20 protein-coding genes are annotated in these 19,016 nt (G+C 46.3%); 14 read left to right on the forward strand and 6 right to left on the reverse strand.

Going from position 1 to position 19,016, the window contains the following annotated elements; all coding sequences use genetic code 11:
- The first annotated feature begins 4 nt into the window (after positions 1 to 4).
- The 14 genes from AB1552_09575 to AB1552_09640 all read left to right on the forward strand — a co-directional run bounded on the left by AB1552_09575 (position 5) and on the right by AB1552_09640 (position 13,349).
- Complete coding sequence (locus tag AB1552_09575; GenBank protein MEW6054019.1) at positions 5 to 2,080, forward strand: glycosyltransferase family 39 protein; 2,076 nt, start codon at positions 5 to 7, stop codon at positions 2,078 to 2,080.
- Positions 2,080 to 3,027 (forward strand): glycosyltransferase family 2 protein, encoded by a 948-nt coding sequence (locus AB1552_09580; protein MEW6054020.1) that lies wholly within the window; start codon positions 2,080 to 2,082, stop codon positions 3,025 to 3,027. The genes AB1552_09575 and AB1552_09580 overlap by 1 nt, the downstream gene beginning before the upstream one ends.
- The gene (locus AB1552_09585; GenBank protein MEW6054021.1) at positions 3,008 to 3,937 is read left to right on the forward strand and encodes a lysylphosphatidylglycerol synthase transmembrane domain-containing protein; all 930 of its coding nucleotides are present in this window, start codon (positions 3,008 to 3,010) and stop codon (positions 3,935 to 3,937) included. The genes AB1552_09580 and AB1552_09585 overlap by 20 nt, the downstream gene beginning before the upstream one ends.
- Positions 3,938 to 3,951: 14 nt before the next feature.
- A complete protein-coding gene (sixA, locus tag AB1552_09590) occupies positions 3,952 to 4,452 on the forward strand; it encodes a phosphohistidine phosphatase SixA (GenBank protein ID MEW6054022.1) in 501 nt (166 codons plus the stop codon).
- The gene (locus AB1552_09595) at positions 4,453 to 5,835 is read left to right on the forward strand and encodes an MBL fold metallo-hydrolase (protein ID MEW6054023.1); all 1,383 of its coding nucleotides are present in this window, start codon (positions 4,453 to 4,455) and stop codon (positions 5,833 to 5,835) included.
- 86 nt (positions 5,836 to 5,921) lie between these two features.
- The gene (locus AB1552_09600; GenBank protein ID MEW6054024.1) at positions 5,922 to 6,767 is read left to right on the forward strand and encodes an ATP-binding protein; all 846 of its coding nucleotides are present in this window, start codon (positions 5,922 to 5,924) and stop codon (positions 6,765 to 6,767) included.
- Between the two features lie 169 nt (positions 6,768 to 6,936).
- Positions 6,937 to 7,347: a co-chaperone GroES family protein gene (locus tag AB1552_09605; protein ID MEW6054025.1), complete on the forward strand. Its 411-nt coding sequence runs from the start codon at positions 6,937 to 6,939 to the stop codon at positions 7,345 to 7,347.
- A gap of 176 nt (positions 7,348 to 7,523) precedes the next feature.
- Entirely contained in the window at positions 7,524 to 8,408 is an 885-nt protein-coding gene (locus tag AB1552_09610; GenBank protein MEW6054026.1) for a site-specific DNA-methyltransferase, read from the forward strand.
- The gene (locus AB1552_09615; protein ID MEW6054027.1) at positions 8,368 to 9,111 is read left to right on the forward strand and encodes a PmeII family type II restriction endonuclease; all 744 of its coding nucleotides are present in this window, start codon (positions 8,368 to 8,370) and stop codon (positions 9,109 to 9,111) included. The genes AB1552_09610 and AB1552_09615 overlap by 41 nt, the downstream gene beginning before the upstream one ends.
- A 13-nt stretch (positions 9,112 to 9,124) precedes the next feature.
- Positions 9,125 to 9,859: a hypothetical protein gene (locus tag AB1552_09620; protein MEW6054028.1), complete on the forward strand. Its 735-nt coding sequence runs from the start codon at positions 9,125 to 9,127 to the stop codon at positions 9,857 to 9,859.
- A 58-nt stretch (positions 9,860 to 9,917) separates the two neighbouring features.
- Positions 9,918 to 10,478, forward strand: coding sequence for a DUF4325 domain-containing protein (locus AB1552_09625; protein ID MEW6054029.1), 561 nt, complete (start codon positions 9,918 to 9,920; stop codon positions 10,476 to 10,478).
- Positions 10,479 to 10,626: 148 nt separating this feature from the next.
- The gene (rmuC, locus tag AB1552_09630; protein ID MEW6054030.1) at positions 10,627 to 12,003 is read left to right on the forward strand and encodes a DNA recombination protein RmuC; all 1,377 of its coding nucleotides are present in this window, start codon (positions 10,627 to 10,629) and stop codon (positions 12,001 to 12,003) included.
- Positions 12,004 to 12,108: 105 nt separating this feature from the next.
- Entirely contained in the window at positions 12,109 to 12,390 is a 282-nt protein-coding gene (locus AB1552_09635; protein MEW6054031.1) for a hypothetical protein, read from the forward strand.
- A complete protein-coding gene (locus tag AB1552_09640; protein MEW6054032.1) occupies positions 12,387 to 13,349 on the forward strand; it encodes a methyltransferase in 963 nt (320 codons plus the stop codon). Before AB1552_09635 ends, AB1552_09640 begins: the two co-directional genes overlap by 4 nt.
- Positions 13,350 to 13,845: 496 nt before the next feature.
- Here the strand turns inward: AB1552_09640 and AB1552_09645 are convergent, their stop codons facing one another.
- From AB1552_09645 to plsY, 6 genes are all read right to left on the reverse strand, one after another.
- Entirely contained in the window at positions 13,846 to 14,454 is a 609-nt protein-coding gene (locus tag AB1552_09645; GenBank protein ID MEW6054033.1) for a UPF0158 family protein, read from the reverse strand.
- The gene (locus tag AB1552_09650; protein MEW6054034.1) at positions 14,391 to 14,822 is read right to left on the reverse strand and encodes a DUF1284 domain-containing protein; all 432 of its coding nucleotides are present in this window, start codon (positions 14,820 to 14,822) and stop codon (positions 14,391 to 14,393) included. Before AB1552_09650 ends, AB1552_09645 begins: the two co-directional genes overlap by 64 nt.
- A 4-nt stretch (positions 14,823 to 14,826) precedes the next feature.
- Positions 14,827 to 15,582, reverse strand: coding sequence for a 7-cyano-7-deazaguanine synthase QueC (gene queC, locus AB1552_09655; protein MEW6054035.1), 756 nt, complete (start codon positions 15,580 to 15,582; stop codon positions 14,827 to 14,829).
- A 122-nt stretch (positions 15,583 to 15,704) separates the two neighbouring features.
- Positions 15,705 to 16,754 (reverse strand): DUF4388 domain-containing protein, encoded by a 1,050-nt coding sequence (locus tag AB1552_09660; GenBank protein MEW6054036.1) that lies wholly within the window; start codon positions 16,752 to 16,754, stop codon positions 15,705 to 15,707.
- A complete protein-coding gene (locus tag AB1552_09665) occupies positions 16,745 to 18,424 on the reverse strand; it encodes a tetratricopeptide repeat protein (protein MEW6054037.1) in 1,680 nt (559 codons plus the stop codon). Before AB1552_09665 ends, AB1552_09660 begins: the two co-directional genes overlap by 10 nt.
- Entirely contained in the window at positions 18,421 to 19,014 is a 594-nt protein-coding gene (plsY, locus tag AB1552_09670) for a glycerol-3-phosphate 1-O-acyltransferase PlsY (GenBank protein MEW6054038.1), read from the reverse strand. Before plsY ends, AB1552_09665 begins: the two co-directional genes overlap by 4 nt.
- Between the last annotated feature and the right edge of the window lie 2 nt (positions 19,015 to 19,016).

Raw genomic sequence — 19,016 nt, forward strand, 5'->3', positions numbered from 1 at the left:
CCTCATGAATCTTGCTGAAGCAGACAGGCTTCTCTTTTTCTTTGTCAATAAAGACCTCCAGAATCATTTCCTCGATATCCTTATGCCGTTTCTCACGAATAAGTCGTATCTTATTTTCCTGCCGCTTTTTTTTGTGTTCCTTCTGAAAGAGAGAAAACATGCGATCATCGCGTTTGTGCTTGCATTTGCGTCACTGCTTATCGCTGACTGGCTTTCAAATACCCTGAAATATGCTATCGAGCGCATCAGGCCGTGCAATGATCTTTACGGGGTGAGATTGCTCATTAACTGCTCCAAATCGTTTTCGATGCCGTCAAACCATGCGGTCAATGCGTTTGCCTTTGCGACGCCATTCTATGTGCTGCTCAGGAGCAGACTCCGGATTGCCTTTGTTATCCTCGCATGTCTTGTGGCATTTTCGAGAGTATATGTCGGTGTGCATTATCCCTCGGATATCTTTACAGGATCAATCATCGGGATACTTTTTGCGATTGCCTCGATTAAGATATATCACTGGTCTTCCCAGAGGTTTCTGGAAAAACCGCATACCACCGTCCTGCTCCTGTTTCTGCTGTGTATGAGCCTGTTCAGGATCTATTACATTCTGCATGGACCACTGGATCTGAGCCCTGATGAAGCCCATTACTGGGAATGGTCGCGAAGGCTCGATATGAGTTATTACTCAAAAGGGCCGATGATCGCCTATCTTATCCATCTCGGGACCGGCATTTTCGGAGATACCGTGTTTGGGGTAAGGATTATGGCTGTCGTCTTTTCCGGTCTCAGCAGCCTTCTGCTTTACAGTCTCGGCAGGCATGTCTATAATCCTGATGTCGGTCTTTTTTCAGCCATTCTCTTCCAGATCATCCCCCTTTTCTCGGCCTATGGCGTTATATTTACGATTGATTCCCCGTTTATTTTTTTCTGGATACTCTCCCTGTATTTATTCTGGCAGGCTCTGCCGGGAATGCGGGCACAGCACAGCGGTGTGGAATCCCATTCCCTCTTGTCCCCTCTCATAGGGAAAAGGAATTCTGATCTCTCAATGCTGTACTGGTGTCTCCTCGGTCTTTCTGTAGGGCTTGGGATGCTGACGAAATACACCATGGCGTTCTTTTATCTCTGCGCTTTTCTCTTCCTCCTGCTGAATCAGGACAAGAGGACGCTTTTCCTGTCAAAGGGGCCCTATACAGCTTTTATCATCAGCCTGGCGGTTTTCAGTCCGGTGATACTCTGGAACGCAGGGAATGATTGGGTCACATTCAGGCATACTGCCGGGCAGGCGCATATTGCGGAAGGCATGCAGTTATCCCTCAGGAGTTTTTTCGAGTTCCTGGGATCGCAGCTTGGGGTACTCACCCCACTCATCCTGATCATAATGGGAATCTCATTGTGGCGAACGAAAAGCAAAAAGGAAGGCTCTTTTCTCTTCTGGTTTTCCTTCCCTGTGATTCTGTTCTTTCTGCTGAAAAGCCTGCAGGCAAAGGTCCAGGCGAACTGGGCACTGCCAGGCTATATCACAGGCGTGATTGCATTCTGTGCATTTTCGGCGGTGTTATTCCGGAGAGGAAACGCGGGAAAAATTCTTCTGGCAACGGCGATTGTCCTCAGCCTGACCGTAACCGCTGTAGCCCATTACCCGTCGATGCTCGGCATTCCCGGGAGGCTTGATCCGACAGAGAGGCTCAGGGGATGGGAGCAGCTTGGTGACGAGGTTACAGGAATATATGAAAAGATGTCCACGAACAATAAAGTCTTCATATTTTCCGACAAATACCAGGTTGCCAGCGAACTTGCGTTTTATGTGAAAGGGAATCCGGTGACATATTGTATTAATCTTGACCGGAGGATGAACCAGTATGACCTCTGGCCGGGATTGGAGGAAAAACGTCACCAGGATGCGATCTTTGTCAGGACGGGGGATACCGGAATGCCGGAGAAAGTTGCTGGAGCATTTGAAAAAGTTGAGAAAAAGGTGTTTACCGCTTATACTAAAAAGCGTGATAAAATCAGGGATTATTCCCTGTTCATATGTTATGCATTCAAGGGGCTGAAGCAGGAAAACCCGGAGACATACTAATGACACTTTCAGTGGTAATACCGGTCTACAATGAGGAGGAGAATATCCGGCTGCTTCACGACGGGCTGAAGAGAGCGCTTGATCCCCTGCAAAGAGAATACGAAATGATTTTTGTGGATGACGGCAGCACAGACCGTACGCTCCCTCTGCTGGAAGAGATTCAGTCGGGGGATAAGAATGTCATGGTCCTGAGCATGAGGCGCAATTTCGGACAGACCGCGGCGTTTGCCGCCGGGTTTGATTTCGCGCGCGGAGATGTCGTGGTGACCATGGACGGCGATCTGCAGAACGACCCTGCGGATATCCCCAAACTGCTCGAACTCATTAAGGACCACGACCTTGTCAGCGGCTGGAGAAAAAAGAGGAAAGACCCGTTTTTTTCCAGGAGACTCCCTTCGATAATTGCGAACTGGCTGATAAGCAACGTAACGGGCGTGAAACTCCATGATTACGGATGTTCGCTGAAGGCATACAAGCGGGAAGTGATCAAGAATCTCAAACTCTACGGGGAAATGCACAGGTTTATTCCGGCAGTTGCCAGCTGGTACGGAGTGAGGGTAGCGGAGGTTGAAACCGTTCATTATCCCAGGATACACGGGAAATCAAAATACGGCATATCCAGGACAGTGAAAGTCGTTTTGGATCTGATCACAGTAAAATTTCTTCAGAGTTTTTCCACCAAGCCGATCCAGTTTTTTGGCCCTGTGGGGGTTGCAAGCGGTTTTCTCGGATTTCTGATTTTGCTCTATCTTTCAGTGGATAAAATTCTCTTTCATCATGATATCGGGGGAAGGCCACTTCTTCTGCTCGGTGCGCTTTTGGTTATCGTGGGAATCCAGCTCATCGGCATGGGGCTGCTGGGAGAGATGCTTGTGCGGGTATATCATGAAAGCCAGAGAAAACCAATCTATGTGATTAAGAAGATCCTTGGCCCCGAAAGCAAATAAAATAGCATTCGTCTTTCTCAAGCTTGCCGTAAGCTCTGTATTGCTGTATATAGTAATAGCAAAAACAGGGCTGAAACAGGTGCTTGAGACTTTGACCAGCATGAAGCCTGCTGCTTTTGTCGCTGCGATATTTCTCTATATACTGGCCCAGTGGTTTTCGACCCTGCGGTGGAGGCTGCTTCTGCCCGGGGGAATCGGACTGGGGAAGCTTTTTTCCCTGTACATGATCGGATCGTTTTTCAACACGTTCCTTCCGGGTATCATCGGCGGTGACGCAGTGAAGGGATTTTATCTCTTCAGGGCAACCGGCAGGGGAAGCCTTGCCCTTGCTTCCATTTTCATGGACAGGTATATCGGGTTTGTCGTGCTGATTACCATATGTGCCGCAGCCTTTCCTTTCGGATACGTTTACGTGAAAGGATCGCCCGTTGTCTGGATTCTTCCTGTTACGATCCTGTCTTTCGTCATCGGGAGTGTTTTGTTCTTCGGTTTGCGAATCGGCCACAGGATAAAGTTTTTGTCGGAATTCTATAGCTATTTCTCTCTGTACCGGAACCAGAAGGGGGTTATCAGGAAAACCGTGTTGTGGTCTTTTTTCGTGCAGTTTTCCGGCATATTGGCGGTCTATATTCTTTCACTCGGGATAGGCCAGCGTGTCCCGGTCCTTGCTTTTCTCGTTTTTCTGCCGATTATTATCCTGGTTTCGACGCTCCCCATATCCATTTCTGGTCTCGGGGTAAGGGAAGGGGCGTTTGTGGTACTTCTCGGCCTGATCGGGGTGAGGCCGGAAGCAGCAGCAGCTATCTCGTTGTCCTGGTTTGTCACTGCTGCAGCGGGCAGTCTTGTCGGCCTGGTCGAGTATATAAGGTATAAGAAGGAAAGGATTGATTTCAGCGGAGAAGTGCAATAGAAATGGAGGGGAACATGAATATTTATCTTGTGCAGCACGCAGAAGCCAAAGGGGAGGATCAGGACCCTTCACGGCCGCTGTCAGAAAAAGGACTGCAGGATATCCAAAAGGTCGCCTCCTCTGTCTCACGTCTCAGCATCGGGGTTGATGCGATACTCCACAGCACAAAGCTGCGTGCACGGCAGACAGCAGAAATCCTTTTTGCGCATCTGAAGCCCCTGAAAGGTATTTCTGAGACGGACAGCCTTTCGCCTCTTGACGACCCCCGGGTTTGGGCAGAACGTCTTGCGAAATATTCTGACAGCGTTATTCTTGTCGGGCATCTGCCGCATCTTGCACGGCTTGCTTCTTTGCTCATCTGCGGAAACCCGGACAGGAATGCTGTCTCTTTCAGGATGGCAGGCATGGTGTGTCTTGAGAGGGCCGGGAACAACACATGGGCCTTGCAGTGGATGCTGACCCCTGAAACAGTGCTCGGGGAAAAAGGGCCTGACACGATCTGTGACGGACTGTAAATGAAGATCAAATTCCTTGGCGGTGCGAGAACAGTAACCGGTTCATGTTTTTTTCTTGAGTGCAATGATCTCAGGTTTCTTGTTGATTGCGGTCTGTATCAGGGCGAAGGGGACGAGGAAGTGAACAGGGCTGCCTTCGGATTTCAGCCCGGGGAGCTCGATTATATTTTTGTGACACACGCGCACATGGACCATTCCGGGATGATTCCAAGGGTTGTGAAGGAAGGATTCAGAGGCAGAATTCTTGCAACCCCTGCCACAAGAGACCTCCTCGAACTGATGCTTTACGATTCAGCGAATGTGCAGAAAAACGATACAGAATGGCTTGCGCGAAAAAGCATGAGAGCGGGAAAAACGCCTCGGGAGCCTCTGTATACTGCAGAGGATGTAAAAGAGGTGATCCCGCTTTTTGACGTGAAACCCTATGAGAAGATCTTTCATCTGGGGAACGGCATACGGTACAGATTTCTGGACGCGGGGCATATTCTTGGCTCCGGTACCCTGGAAATCTGGTTCCGGGACGGTGAAAAAGAAAAAAAGATAATCTTTTCCGGCGATATCGGAAAGAGAGGGAATCCGATTATCAGGGATCCTGTGACCCCGGTCCAGGCAGATTATATCATTATGGAATCGACATACGGGAATAGGCTGCACAAGCCTCTGAAGGACAGTATCGACGAACTGGTCGAAGCCATTAAGAGGACGTTCAAAAAAGGCGGGAATGTCTACATCCCCTCATTTGCCGTAGGACGGACGCAGGACCTGCTTTATATCTTAAACGGCCTGGTAAGGGAGAAAAGACTGTACAAAATCGATGTCTATCTGGACAGCCCTCTTGCGGAAGAGGTGACCAGGGTATATCTGGCACATCCTGAAGTTTTTGATGAAGAGGCAATGAACCGTTTTACGGAAGAAAAATTCGGTGATTCCCTGAAACTGCATTTTGTGCAGAGCGTCCAGCATTCGATGGCACTGAATAAGGTACGGTCAGGCATCATCGTGATCGCCGGAAGTGGAATGTGTGACGGCGGGAGGATACGGCATCATCTGAAACACAACCTCTGGAGGCAGGAGTGCAGTGTGATATTCGTTGGCTATCAGGGAACCGGCACCCTGGGAAGAAGAATTGTTGACAGAGAAAAAACCGTTCAGATACTCGGTGAGGAGATTGCGGTAAGGGCAACTGTCTATACAATAAACGGATTTTCCGCTCATGCGGACCAGGCTGAACTCATCAGGTGGCTTTCATGCTTCAATGATTCGCCGGAGGTTTTTGTCGTGCACGGTGAAGAAGATGTGGCGATTTCCTTCGGGGAACTGGTACAGGAGAAATTCAGGTTCAAAACGCATATCCCCGAAAAAGGCGAGGGATATGAGCTGTAAGGGGTGTGTGGTAGCATATCTCAATAGGGCAGAGAGTGCCTGAAAAACTTGTTTCGCTTGCGCTGCGCTGAATCATCCATTAAGGAATGGCGACCCAAATAACAGAAGACACCTTCGAACAGGTCATGAACAATTTTAAGAAATCACCAGTCATTGATATTCGCACGGCTGCATTCATTGATCCTTATGGAATGATAGGGCTTCTTGAACTGGGGGAATTGTTCAAATCTGCGCATATTCAAAAGACCGTTTGCCTTCCGGATTCAGAGGAAGTGCTCAAATATCTGGAAAGGATGAATTTCTTTCGGCTCGCAGCACGATATTTCACCCTTGAACCGGCATGTCCTGCGTTTGCAGGAAAATATCTCAGGAGTTCCTATACCGATGTTCTGCTTGAGATTACCCCGATAGAAAAGTCAGATGACATCCATTTCATTGTGGGGAGGGTGAAAGAACGCAGCCGTTCAATCCTTGCCAGACACCTCAATTATGATGAGTATGCAATCAATGGTTTTATTGTTGCCCTCTCAGAAGTCTGCCAGAATATTATCGAACACAGCGGATACAAAGGTTTTGTGGGCATACAGAAATATCATTTCCATAACCTCAGCAGAAACGTGGTGAAGATTGCGGTTATGGACACCGGAATAGGGTTCAGAAAATCGCTGTCAGAGCGTTTTTCACTTAAGAATGATCTTGCATCCATAGAGAAAGGACTTCTCCACGGTGCTTCCCGGTTCGCTGATAAGGGCAGGGGACATGGTTTATCTGCGGTCAGGCGTTTTGTGACCCAGTGGAATGGAAAACTCTCCATCCGCTCAGGAACGGCAAAGCTTTCCATTGTCCCCGATTGGGCACGCGGAAAGGCGCGCGAAGCAAACCTTGCATTCCTGCCCGGCGCGCAGATAAGCATCATGTTGCCTGAAGTATAAATAATAGGGCGATTTTTGAAGAGCATGGTTTACAATATACCTATATCACAAATGTCCGATATATGGACATCCTGTCTTCACGGTGTGTCGCAAATCTTCTCTGATTACGCCGCGAGAGTCGGTAATGCACAAAAAGTTGCAATCTGTGTCAATATGCAGGAAAGACAGGATGCGAAAACGCGAAAGGTATATTATGAAAGCAAAGAAAAACCTGATCATTGTCGGCGACAGAGTCCTTGTAGAACCGGATGAGGGAACGGACAAGACCAGTTCAGGACTTTACCTCCCGGCCACAGTGAAGGAAAAAGAGAAAGTGGTCGGCGGATATGTGGTAAAGACAGGGCCCGGGTATGCCGTGCATGAGCCGGGAGGTTCGGAAGAGCCATGGGCTGCCGGCGCGAAAAAAGAAGTGAAGTATATTCCGCTCCAGGCACACGAAGGTGACTATGCAATCTTCCTGAAGGATTCGGCGGTCGAGATTGAATTCGAGGGGAAAAAATACCTGATCGTGCCTCATACGGCAATCCTTGCCCTCGTGAGGGTTGAGATCACAGAAGGGGAAGCTGAGACAGAGGGGTGATCCCTCCTTATACCTCCTTTGCAAGGAGTAGTTGAGGAGGGTATAAAGCAGTTCTTTTTGTCCAGACATTCTTTCCCGGTTGAAACAATATCATTATAATTTTTCGTCTTGACAAATATAATTAATTATGATTCAATTGAATCAATTGAATCATAATTCTAAAAAAGGTACGATTTATGAAAATAATAGACACGAAAATAATCTTAGGTGATAGTAGAGAAATTTTAAAAGAAATGCATGAAAATTCTATAGACTTGATTGTTACTTCGCCACCATATGCAGATAGCAGAAACGAGACATATGGGGGGATAAAACCTGATCATTATGTAGAGTGGTTTTTGCCAATAAGTAAAGAACTTTTAAGAGTTTTAAAACCAGATGGCACTTTTATTTTGAATATTAAAGAAAAAGTTGTTAATGGTGAGAGGCATACATACGTGATTGAAATTATTCTCGAAATGAGGAAACAAGGTTGGTTATGGACTGAGGAGTTTATATGGCATAAAAAAAATTGTTATCCTGGCAAGTGGCCTAATAGATTTAGGGATTCTTGGGAAAGGCTGTTACAGTTTAACAAAAGCAGAAAATTTAATATGTATCAGGAAGAAGTCATGATACCAATGGGTGAATGGGCCAAATCAAGATTAAGGAACTTAAGTGAGACTGATATGGTTAGAGACAACTCAAAAGTCGGTAGCGGTTTCGGGAAAAAAATCGCAAATTGGTTGAATAAGGAGAATGTCTATCCAACGAATGTGCTTCACATGTCAACTGAATGCTCTAATAGAAATCATAGTGCGGTTTTTCCTGAAACCTTACCAGAATGGTTTATAAAACTGTTTACAAAAGAAGGTGATTGGGTCTTGGACCCATTTGTTGGATCAGGTACAACGACAAGAGTTGCTAATAGACTGAAACGTAATTCTATCGGAATTGACATATCAAAAGATTATTACGAAATGGTTAGCAATGAAGTCAATAATTATAAAAGCATGTTACTTTTTGAAAGGCAGGCAAAGTATGGGAAGAATCGAAAAAAGAGAAGTAATCGCATACATTGAGAAAAATATAAGTACTTTTCATGCGAAAAGGTTGCAAAACCTTGAAGAGTTAAAACTATCAACGATTCTAAAAAAGAAAAATCCCTATTTATTTAAGGCTAAAAATATTCATACAGCTCAAGACTTAGTTAAACCACTTCTTGATGCCCATCTTTCTTCTCAGGAAGAAACAATCTTCGGTGATTTTTTAGAGGGACTTGCAATATTCATTTGTGAAAAAGTATATGGAGGCAAGAAGTCATCTGCTGAAGGAATTGATTTGGAATTCTCTAAGAATAAATTCCACTATATTGTTGCAATTAAGTCAGGGCCAAACTGGGGTAATAGTCAGCAAGTAATTAAACTGAAGGATAATTTTAGAAAAGCAAAAAAGATTCTTCGCACAAGTAATTCGACAATAAATGTTCAGTCAATTAATGGTTGTTGTTACGGTCGTGATAATAGGCCTGACAAAGGTGATTATTTTAAGTATTGTGGCCAACGATTCTGGGAGCTTATTTCTGGCAATGAAAATTTATATACTGAGATTATCGAACCTCTCGGACATAAGGCAAAAGAACGAAATGAAGAATTCTTGATCGCATATGCACAAATTGTCAATAAATTCACTTTGGATTTTATGAATGTTTTTTGTATCGATGGGAAGGTTGATTGGGAAAAATTGGTGAATTTCAATTCAGGCAAGACTTTGATACAACATTGAATTAGGGTTTGATGTGAATGTTTTTAAGGAAATAAGAAGATATTATAAGCAATCACTTGCCCGTGAATCTGATATAAAACAAGTTTGGGTTGAAGAATATTTTAAACACATTGAATCTCTGGGGAAATCTTCTAATGATCTGCTGGAAATATGGAGCGATATCAAGGCATTTTCCTTTTATCAGGACAGGTCAGAGCATCATGATCTTTCAAAGCTTCTATACTGGGAATATAGTGTTTGCCTTGAATGGATAGATAGTCATGTTTTAAGCAAAGAATATAATCTGAATCTACCAAACGCTAAACGATTTCTTGGCAACCTCCACGATTTTTATAAATTTCTCACTGAAAAACGCTATATAAATAACTATATTGAGCTTGAAAAGGCCTATGCTGATATATGTGGAGGAAAAAAGTTAAATCTCGTTCAGCGGATACCTTATACAGGGAAAGAATTATGGACATCTATGAGTATCCCTATTAAACAAGGCAGAGTAGAAGAATTATTCACAATGAGTGATTACTGGTTAATCCTGCTTTACATAAGCACGAAGAGATCATGGCAGCACCTTAAAGAGGTGGCAAAAAATGCTAAAAGTGCCCAGAAAAAAATTATACAGATCAACAATGTTCAAAAAAAATTAAAAAATATTGGTTACTTGCAACACCCGGAAAGGTTACTAATGCCTTATGGGACACCAACTGATGAAGACATGGATGACGCTTCAAATTGGTTTTTTCATAAATAATTATGGCATTTTTTAATCTGCTTTTTAGAGAAATATTGAAAAAGTTGACAAATGTCATATGATTGACTATAACCTTTATGACTTTCTGAAGGAAGAATTAAAAAACGGTTCCTCAGATCTTGTCACACGGCACTCGGGAAAGATCATACGGGATCGTATTGAAAAAAGTATTCTGAAGGAAAATGACGGGGCGGTTATCGCGCTCGATTTTTCGAAGATCGGCATCATCGATTATTCGTGTGCTGACGAGATAGTCGCAAAACTCATATCCAGACTCCTCAGCGATGAGTACGGTGACAGATATATCGTTCTCACAGGACTCAATGACAATCAAAAGGAAAATATCGAGGTCGCCATGGAACGCAAGGCCCTTGCAGTTATCGGGTACATGCGGGATGGCAGGAAGCTGCTGCTGGGAAGCCTGAATAACTACCTCAGTCAGACATTGATGCTGATCCTGAAGAAAGGCACGATGACCGCCAAAGAGCTGTCAGAGACAATGAAGCTCGAAATGAATACAAGCGGCACACGGTTGCTGAATCTCCATAAAAAGCGTCTTGTCAAAAGAGGAGATGAAATCAGGAACGGCGGACGGGTGTGGATATATGAAAAGATATGATCTTGCAAGAAGGGGAATAAGGCAGAGCATGGCATTTACTGACATGCGTGGTTGTCCCGTCAGGAATTGGCAGATTTTCTCCTCAGAAAAAGCTGAATTTTCCCCGACACTGCTTCAAGCATGTGTGGCGGTTGTCTGAGGTGAGACAATGAACTTAACCATCGTGTTATCTGTTCTGGGGTTGGTAATCGGGGGAATCGGTATATGGCTTATTGCCTCATCCCGCCAGCAGAAAAAATATATGGAGCAGATCGCGGGCATCAGATTATCCCATACCAGCGAGATTGCCGACCTTAAAGAGAGGGCAAGCGGAGCGGAGGCAAGGATTGAAGAGCTGAGGCAGCAGGTCCAGCAGAAGGATACGCAGATCGCCCTGATGCAGGAGGAACTTGATGAAGAGAGAGAACTGAAAGCGAAATACGAAGAATCCCAGCAGCATCTCCATGAGGAGATCGCACGATTCAGGGAAATGGAGAGCAGACTCGGCGAGACATTCAAGGCCCTCTCCCTGGATGCGCTCTCCAGGAACTCGGAAGAGTTCCTGAGACTTGCCGAAAAAGCTCTGGAGACCAAAGCCGCGGAAGGGAAAAAAGAGCTTGAGGGCAAAAAAGAGCTTATAGACCAGAATATCGAGGCGATCGGCAAGACGCTGTCCGAGGTTCAGAGAAGGATTGAGGACGTGGGGAAAATAAGCGGAGAGAAATTTGTGGAGGTTTCCACCCTCATCAAGAAACATGAAGAAGTCACCTTAAAACTGAAGGATACGACTGACCGGCTCGGCCATACTCTTGCAAGTTCCAAGAAAAGAGGGGAATGGGGAGAGCGGATGGCAGAGGATATCATCAGGCTTGTCGGAATGGCAGAGGGGATAAACTATATGAAACAGAAGACCCTTGATACCTCTGCAGGAAGGCCTGACTATACATTCCTTCTGCCGAACAACCTGAAGATCAATATGGATGTAAAATTTCCGATTGATAATTATGTCCACTACCTCAATGCGGAAACAGAGCATGAAAGAAAGCGTTACAGGGAAGAACTCCTGCGGAATGCCAGAATCATGATAAAACACGTGACAACCCGGGATTACATTAACCCTTCTGAAAATACGGTTGACTATGTCATTGTTTTCATCCCGAATGAACAGGTCTACAGCTTTATCAATGAAGCTGACACCACGCTCATTGATGATGCGCTGAAGCAGAAGGTCATTCTCTGTTCACCATTTACCCTTTATGCCGTGCTTGCGGTTATCAGACAGGCAGCGGAGAACTTCAACCTGGAACGCACCGCTTCAGAAATACTCAGACTCCTCAGCGAGTTTTCGAAACAATGGCAGTCCTACAAGGACAAATTCAGGATTATGGGCGAACGGCTGGATGCAGCAAAAAAAGAATATGATATGCTCATAACAACCCGGAGCAATATGCTCGAAAGGCCTCTGAAGAAGATAGATGAGATACGGAAGCAGAAAACTGCAGAGTATGATGAGAGAATAATTGATGAAACAGCCCTGCTGGAATGATGTCATAGGATATGGCGTATAGCGGGAACCTGAGAAGGTGCCGGGATATAGCGCGTTTCCTTTATATGGGAAAAACATAAGGATCAAAAAAAGGAGGGAGTCTCCATGTCAGAGAAACTTAGTCACGAAGAGTTTGTGAAGAAGGCGATCATGAGTCTGAGGAAAGAAGGGTATAAGGGCATTCATACGGTATATTCGGGGTTTAACAACGCGTTCAAGAAATATTTTGAGGGAGAAAGCCCTGTAGAGGTCACCAACAGGCTTGCCCAGGAAGGAAAGATCGTTGTCAGGCCGGTAAAAGGAGGAGTAATGCTTTACCTCCCGGAGGAAGCGCCGGCAACTAAGGATGCAGCGGATGAGGCATTAAAAAAGATGGGACTTGAATGAGATCAGGAGTTCCGGAGAACGCAGGGGAGCTAAGAAAAATCTGGGGTGCGTTCAGGGCATCACGGGTGCTTATGACCGCAAATCATTACCGGCTATTTGATCATCTTTCGACGCCGCGGTCCGCGAAGAATCTTGCGGAGATCCTTCAAACCGATCCGAGGGCAACGGAAATCCTCCTTGATGCCGTTACCGGACTCGGCCTTCTGGTAAAAAAGCATGGCAGATACAGCAATTCGGATATGGCTATGCAATTCCTGGTGAAGGGAAAGCCCTATTATCAGGGTGATATCATCAGCCATGCAGATGCCCTTTGGAAAAACTGGTCAGGGCTCGATCAGGTGGTGAAAACCGGTAAGCCCTGCCGCAGGGAACGCGACCATGAAGCGTTTATCATGGGGATGCATAACCTCGCATCGATGAAAGCCGGGAAAATTCTGCGGCTGGTCGGATTGACGGGAGTGAGAAATGCGCTCGACCTGGGAGGAGGCCCCGGAACCTATGCAATCGAAATGGCAAAGAGAGGGGTGAACGTAACTCTTTTTGATTCTCCGGAGACGATTGATGTTGCAGAAAAAATTATCGGGAATCACGGGAAACTAGGTATCAGGTTGGTAGGAGGTGACTTCATGGTTGATGATATCGGCAAAGGCTATGACCTTGTTTTTGTCAGCCAGATATTGCATGCTTACTCGGTTGCGGAAAATCAGAAGCTGCTGAGAAAGTGCAGACAGTCACTGAGCAAAGGCGGAAGAGTAGCTGTCCAGGAGTTTTATATTCACAGGGAAAGAACACATCCCCTGCAGGGCGCTCTCTTCTCCGTGAATATGCTGGTGAATACGGAGAGCGGAAGGTGCTATTCTCCTGAGGAGATAAAAAGCTGGCTTTCAAAAGCAAAGCTTGAAGACATTCGCGAGAGATTCTGTGACGATTCAGTGCTGATTTCCGCAACACGGAAGTGATCGGCGGGTTTTGTCGCACAGGGCGCCGGAGTATTCTGACCGGATGCTCCGGAATTGCCAATTTCAGACATTTGCGGATTGTTTACAAAAAAGCATTATTTGTTCCATAAAGTGATATTTGTGTTGACAAAAAGTAATTTATTTTATATAAATTAGATAAGGTAAAAAATATTCTCTTTGTTGAGAGTGAAGAAAGGAGGTGCATAGAGAGTGGCAGTTAAGAAAGCAGCTGCAAAAAAACCGGCCGCAAAGAAGACTGCAAAGAAAACCGCAAAGAAGACCGCAAAGAAGAAATAAGTTTCCTTTACACGCGTATGCATGTTTTTTAAGGAGCTGGAGAAGAAATTCTCCAGCTTTTTTTTTCGTGCAAAGAGGAATTGAGAAGCCATCTCTTCCGCAGGCTGGACAGTGAGAGAATATGCAGCCGGCATATGCCAGAATCCGGAGATGCGCATCTCAGACATCTTGCAGGGGAGCCGTTGCACAATCCCCCGGACTATGATTCAGGAATGACTCCCACTGAATGCAGCCATTGAAGGATTTCCCGCTGCATTGCCTTTGCGTTGAACCTGTGCCATCGTTTTCTTTCCTTCGGATGTCTGATCAGGATATCCTTGAACTTGCGGAAGGCCCCCTTCCCGTTCAGGGCTTCAGTGAGCTGATTCCTCAGCAGAGGGTCTTCGACGGTCTCTGTGAAGCTGGTCATGTCTGTATGCGCCGATAAAGAATCTCTTTCCGGTATGCGGACATATCTCTCCTCTTCATCAAGAAGGATCTCCAGTGCCAGTTCCACTTCATCTTCCATCCATTCAGGTATTTCGGGCTCTTCATCAAATTCGATATATTCTATATCTTCTTCAATGTCTTCATAATCGCCGTCATATAACCGCGACCTGACTTCTGAAAGGATTTCCTCCGAAAACGACAGCACTTCACCTGTCTCCAGATCAAGAAAATACTCGAAAGAATCCCTTGAGACATCCTCCATTGCCTTCTGTATCTCATCGAAGTTTATTTTCAGCGGTTTCATCGCATAGGCACTTAGGATTGCTCCGGGTGCAGCATGAGAGAGAATTTGCGGTTCCTTTCGCATATGCGTTTCCATGAGCACTCCATGCAATATTTTCCTGCCCAGTGTCGCAATATCTCTGGCAGCATCTTTTCTGTTTCCTGCCACGTGATACGGCTTTGACAGCTCAGACCCATGAGGCGCAGTGCAGTCGCATCCATCTCGCGAATGAGAGATTCAGCATCAGCCTCATGGAAACAGGCTTCATTTCGGAGCGAAGGACATGCTCTGCAGACATCATCAGCACCCGGCGATACGTGTATCTCGATGCCGGACTTTGCGTGGTCGAGAAGCGCACGGAGGTTTGCGATAAATTCAGCATTATATCCCTCTCCGCTGAAAAAATGAAGACATATGAGATGATGCCCCCTGAGTCGGATGATTTTCCCGGAGGATGAGTTCATGGGTTCAGTCCGTAATGAGAGGATCTTCTGCACTTGCTTCCTGAAAACCTTTTTCTCTGAAGATACAGCTGTCACATTTTCTGCAGGGTGACAGCGCAGAAAGCGAAGGGTCACGATCAGGAAACAAATCTTTCATTGACTCGTGAAGTCGGTCTGGGCCGGGCTGCGGATCATAACAACTCCATGTCAGGGAATAGTCGAGCCCCAATGCAAGCCCTGTTGTTATTATTTCTCCCTTCTTCATGGAAAGAAGAGGCGCTCTGACGGTAAACATCAAGCTTCCCTCGGCAGAGGCCTTCGTGGCCAGATTTGCCATTTTCTCGAAAGCACTGAGATATTCTGGCCTGCAATCAGGGTAGCCGCTGTAGTCTACGGCATTTGCCCCGATAAAAATGTGCTCTGCCTTCAGCACCTCTGCCCATGCGAGGGCAAACGACAGAAAGATCGTGTTACGGGCAGGAACATAGGTCGCAGGGATGATGCTGCTTGAGGACACTATCCTTTCCGCGTTCTTTGGCACTTCTATGTCGGATGTCAGGGCAGAGCCTCCGATGTCTCTCAGGTCGCACTGTATGGTAAGATGCTGTGTTACCCCGAGGGCAGAGGCAACCAGTCCCGCCGAATGGAGTTCCCTTTTGTGTCTCTGATGATAATCGAAGCTGAGGGCATGGACTGCAAAACCTTCAGATTTTGCGATGGCGAGTGTTGTTGAGGAATCTATCCCTCCGCTCAGGAGGACAACGGCGCTCCTGTCAATCATGATCTTTATCAAGAGGCATCATGGCATATCGGACTCAGTACGAACTGAGAATTGCGGAATGCTTCGTACGGAGAGAATCCCGGATTTAAAATGACGATTCATAATTGCATCCAGCAGCATGACTAGTAAATGTCGTCTGATGTGCCTTCTGCTCCATCGTTGCCGGCACTCATGATAATGAACGTATAATCGTTATGTGTATAGATGAATGGATTCCCCCAGGGGTCACGTATTGTGGACACTGCATCGATTGTTTCGGGATACACGCCGTGTTCGAATTTATAGACTTCTGTCATGAATCTGAGATTGTCAATTGTCTCAGAGGCACGGAACCTCTTGAAGATGTGGCCAGGATCCAGGAAGAAAGAGGCAAAGGAAAGCAGAAAGGCAATGAAAATGACTGCGACAGGAAGAATGCGGTATGGTATTACCGGTTTTTTTTCTTCTTTCAGAAGAGTTTCCTTCACAACCGGTAAAACCTCTTTCTGTTCTATGAATCCTTTTTCAAGAAGTGTGAGAAGAGTTTTCGAGACAGAGAAATCATCCTTGCCCGATATGTCGATAATGGTGCTGACATCATTCTCTCCATCGACCAGAGAGAGAATATCGCTTTCCTCTTCAGGGAGTTCTGCGGCGCTTGCCGCAGTCTGTATGAATATTGTGTCGAGAGTTATTTTCCCCTCGATAACAGCCCATTCATCAATTATCCGCAGCCCCTCCATAAGCAGATGCTGGGTGTCAATGGATATCGGGATGTCCCTGTCGACCGGGACAGCCTGGGGATTAAATTCATAGGTGCCTTCTTTCCAGTTAAATATCTGGATGACCGTTTCCTTGATCTGGCCGACCAGTATTTCTTCGATGTCTTCTTTCCTGACAATCCCCCTTTTCACAAGGATGTTTCCCATCCTCGTATGTGAGCTCCGCTGTTCGTCAAGTACTGTCCGAAGGTCTTCTTCCCGCAGAAGGCCTTTTTTTACAAGCACTTTCCCGAGTCTGTTCGCCTCTATTCTCCTCTTGGATTCGGCCCCTGTGATGTTGCCATCGATGAACAGAAGCCTTACCTTGTCCACTTTTCCTTCGAGGGTCAGAACACCGGTCTTGCGCTGAAAGAAAATCAGCTGCAGAATGTCAGCAAGACCAAAATCTCTCAGGGAACCTTCTAAAGCCACCCTTTTGCAATCCTCCTTCGTGTTACAACATTCGAGATAAAATACACGAAAATGATCAGCAATACCGCCAAAACGTTTACCCATATATGCGAGAATGCCGACATCTCAATCATGAATATGGAATTCATTACCGGGGTCAGGAGCAGAAACAGAAAAGGCCACAGGAACAGGAGGCCGGAAAAAATGCTTCCCGAGTATATCTGACCTGCGCCGGGGAGTATCAGGGAGAGCAGCTTGATAGTATTTCTCTTCTTTTTTCTGTGATCGTAGACAGTAAGAATTCTTGAAATTCTTTCCTTTGCATCAAGCTCATCGAGTTTCACCAGTGACCGGTAGCACTGCAGGCACATGCGTCCCCACAGAATATGTTTCTCGCACCTGTTGCATAGAATTTTACCGCACCTGTTACATCTGTAAGCCCTGTTTTTTAGCTGTCTGTCGAGGATAAAGAACAATGCTATCATAACGAGCGCGACACCGGGCATGAAGAGTAATGGTACTATGGACAACCCCATGGTGGTTGTCGATGGTGCCTTATTGAGAGAATACCGCCACAGAGTGTCCCGGGGAATGCTCTCGTCAACGACGAACCTGTTCGGGTGACGGCTGGCGATTGCACGGTATGTTGAAACAGCCCTGCTGTCAAGTCTCTGGGCAGCCAGAAAAAATTCATCTCCTTTGTCGAAATCGAGCGTCTCTCTGTAAACCTGGCTGAGATTGTACAGGGAAGACGGCAGCTGTTTGCTGCCGACTGCTTTTGCATAGAGTTCTTTCGCCCCTTCGATATCGTTGATTGCGACATAGCAGTTTGCGAGATTGTTGTAAATGATTGAGTCCGGATTTGAGGTAATCAGGTCCCGGTACGCAACTATGGCATCATGGTATCTGCCCTCCCGCTTCAGCGCAAGGGCGTACGAGAAAAGTTCAGTGCGGTCCTTGCTGTCTTTGAGGAGCGAGAGTGCGTATTTGTTTCCTCTTGACTCATTGACCTCTATGACAGCCCGTAACGCGGCGGAAGTCGGCGCACTGATAATTGTGGAGACAGCCTTGAAGACCAGCGGGGCACAGAGAAGAAATATGAGGTAGAGATAGAGAACGATCCGGTCCCACTTTCGCCGGTAAAAGCTGATCAGAATGAGCAGGCTGCCAAGCAGATAGAGGGGTCCGAATATTGAGAATACGAATACCAGCAGAAGCAGAAGTTTTGCGCGGTCCTCCTTTATCTCATGGGAAAGCAGGGGGATATCCCTGATTGTTCTTATGATTGCAATGATGAAAACAGCGATCACGAAGGAGAGGATAAGGCTCATAAGAAGTGAAGACGCCAGCATGAATGTCCACCAGAAATTGCGCTCATACGCTGCGATACCCTGTAATGTATAATCGACGGACTTGAACAGACTCCGGGGCCTGTAACTCAGACTTGCCTTTGCCAGTTCAAAGTACACAGCAGGAAGATCAGGTGAATAGCGCAGGGCGTCTTTCAGAATGTTTTTTCTTTCGGGCGGGGTTTCCCTTGATTCCCTGATGAGGAGATAAGAGAGAGGCTCTGAATTGATTATTCCGTTGTCAAGCTGCTGTTCATAGGTTTCGGGGATGTCTTCTGCGGTGCAGACAAGGGGAAGACAGAGAACAAGCTGGAAGAAAAAACACAGGATGAATTTTCTCATTCCCGCTGTCCAACTTTCCGTTCCGTGCCTTTCATGAGCCGCTGCAGATTATCCCTGTGCCGGACGAGGATAATCACTGCAATGGATATCGCGATGATGAGTTTTTCTCTTTCTCCCGGGTACATAAGCAGGAAAGTGAAAGGCAGAATTCCTAGAGAAACGATTGCCCCCAAGGACGAATACTTTGTCAGAAATACGACCGTAAGCCATAATACGAGAGTCAGGAGCGCAGCGACCGGAGCATATACAAGCAGAACTCCGATGCTTGTGGCCACTCCCTTGCCTCCCCTGAATCCCAGAAAAACCGAGAAATTATGTCCCAGGATTGCAGAGATGCCGATGAGGCCTTCAATGCCTGACTCAACCTCAAAAAGCCTTCCGATTACGACCGCCATGGTTCCCTTAAGGATGTCTCCAATCAGGGTCAGGGCAGCAGGCCATTTTCCGAGCGACCTCAATACATTTGTCGCACCGATATTGCCGCTCCCGACCTTCTTGAGATTAACTCCTTTCAGCTTTGCTATTATTATACCAAAGGGGATAGAGCCGAGGAGGAAACCGGCGATTAACAGGAGAAAAATCTTCAACACAG

The sequence above is a fragment of the Nitrospirota bacterium genome, from assembly GCA_040754395.1.
Taxonomy (GTDB): Bacteria; Nitrospirota; Thermodesulfovibrionia; order Thermodesulfovibrionales; family SM23-35; genus JBFMCL01.

Bases quoted from the DNA above. Each gene is read 5' to 3' on its own strand.
- queC (MEW6054035.1), bottom strand. From the start codon at position 15,582: ATGATTGACAGGAGCGCCGTTGTCCTCCTGAGCGGAGGGATAGATTCC.
- rmuC (MEW6054030.1), top strand. From the start codon at position 10,627: ATGAACTTAACCATCGTGTTATCTGTTCTGGGGTTGGTAATCGGGGGA.
- AB1552_09645 (MEW6054033.1), bottom strand. From the start codon at position 14,454: ATGGAAACGCATATGCGAAAGGAACCGCAAATTCTCTCTCATGCTGCA.
- AB1552_09665 (MEW6054037.1), bottom strand. From the start codon at position 18,424: ATGAGAAAATTCATCCTGTGTTTTTTCTTCCAGCTTGTTCTCTGTCTT.
- AB1552_09640 (MEW6054032.1), top strand. From the start codon at position 12,387: ATGAGATCAGGAGTTCCGGAGAACGCAGGGGAGCTAAGAAAAATCTGG.
- AB1552_09595 (MEW6054023.1), top strand. From the start codon at position 4,453: ATGAAGATCAAATTCCTTGGCGGTGCGAGAACAGTAACCGGTTCATGT.
- AB1552_09650 (MEW6054034.1), bottom strand. From the start codon at position 14,822: ATGAACTCATCCTCCGGGAAAATCATCCGACTCAGGGGGCATCATCTC.
- AB1552_09605 (MEW6054025.1), top strand. From the start codon at position 6,937: ATGCGAAAACGCGAAAGGTATATTATGAAAGCAAAGAAAAACCTGATC.
- AB1552_09625 (MEW6054029.1), top strand. From the start codon at position 9,918: ATGATTGACTATAACCTTTATGACTTTCTGAAGGAAGAATTAAAAAAC.
- AB1552_09610 (MEW6054026.1), top strand. From the start codon at position 7,524: ATGAAAATAATAGACACGAAAATAATCTTAGGTGATAGTAGAGAAATT.
- AB1552_09580 (MEW6054020.1), top strand. From the start codon at position 2,080: ATGACACTTTCAGTGGTAATACCGGTCTACAATGAGGAGGAGAATATC.
- sixA (MEW6054022.1), top strand. From the start codon at position 3,952: ATGAATATTTATCTTGTGCAGCACGCAGAAGCCAAAGGGGAGGATCAG.
- AB1552_09635 (MEW6054031.1), top strand. From the start codon at position 12,109: ATGTCAGAGAAACTTAGTCACGAAGAGTTTGTGAAGAAGGCGATCATG.
- AB1552_09575 (MEW6054019.1), top strand. From the start codon at position 5: ATGAATCTTGCTGAAGCAGACAGGCTTCTCTTTTTCTTTGTCAATAAA.
- AB1552_09615 (MEW6054027.1), top strand. From the start codon at position 8,368: ATGGGAAGAATCGAAAAAAGAGAAGTAATCGCATACATTGAGAAAAAT.
- AB1552_09600 (MEW6054024.1), top strand. From the start codon at position 5,922: ATGGCGACCCAAATAACAGAAGACACCTTCGAACAGGTCATGAACAAT.